Annotated in this window: 1 protein-coding gene; it reads right to left on the bottom strand. The window is 57.8% G+C overall.

Annotated elements, in window-relative coordinates; all coding sequences use genetic code 11:
• Window positions 1–234: 234 nt before the first annotated feature.
• Window positions 235–966 (bottom strand): PEP-CTERM sorting domain-containing protein (locus tag ACQREB_RS08805; RefSeq protein ID WP_427767823.1); only part of this gene is annotated, 732 nt, incomplete at its 5' end.

The following is a 966-nucleotide window of genomic DNA, read 5'->3' as shown; positions in this document are numbered from 1 at the left end:
TCGCGGGAGCGAATCCAATCCCTTTAAATCCCGGAAATCCCTGTTCGTTTTCGCGCGCGCGACGGAGACGCGGACGTTCCCGCCCCGATTCTCACAAAAAAACGACGCCCCCGCGGATCTCTCCACGAGGGCGCCTAACACACACTAAGAAAAAGGGATGAAAAAAGTCGAGGAGTCGAAAAGTTTAAAAAGTTGAAAAGTAATTACCTTTTAAACTCCTCAACTCCTGAACTTTTAAGCTTTCTTCCGGCGTCGGCGCGTTCCCGCGAGCGCGAGCGCCCCGAGACCCGCCAACAGCCCGAACGTGCTCGGCTCCGGAATCGTCAGCGTCACGGAAAGCATGTTGTCCGCATAAGACCAGTCCGCGAGACCGTCCCAGCCCTTCAGCGTGACGAAATCGTTCACGAACAGATCAAGATTGTCCGAAGTGAGCGACACGTCTTCCGAGCCGGTGTTGAACTTAATCACGGACGAGGTGATGATTTTCAGCACATCGTTTTCCGCCGCGCCCGTCACATCCACAACGAAAGAAGAGCCGTCAGCAAAGGTGATTCCGCCCAACATCAGACCATAGTCATTCGTTTTCGACGCCGTGAACTCTAAAGTGCCCGGCGACTGCACAGAAACCTGAGAATACCCGAGTCCGAAAGAACTTCCGGTTTTCACCGTTCCGGCTCTGACGTCCACGGAAGAAAGCGTATTAGAAACAGCAGGATTCAGATCCAGTGTCTGTCCGTCCGCATCGAACACGAGCGCAAGCGAATTCGTGCCTCCGCTCAGCGTTCCCGTGAACACGCCGCCGCCGTTCACCGTCAGCGTCGAGCTGTCCGTGCCGTTGGCGAGGCCGACCGTTCCCGCACCGGAAAGTCCGGCGACCGTCACGGCGGACGTGCCGAGATTCAGCGTCGCGCCGCTCTGCACCTCGACGCCCTTCGTCGTGCCGAGCGCGTTCGCGTGCGCCGCGAC

Origin of the sequence: Candidatus Spyradosoma sp. SGI.093 (assembly GCF_050314555.1) — a bacterium.
In the GTDB taxonomy this organism is placed as follows: domain Bacteria; phylum Verrucomicrobiota; class Verrucomicrobiia; order Opitutales; family UBA953; genus Spyradosoma.
Note: the sequence above shows the minus strand (reverse complement) of the source record. Positions and strands in the feature narration are given on the sequence as shown.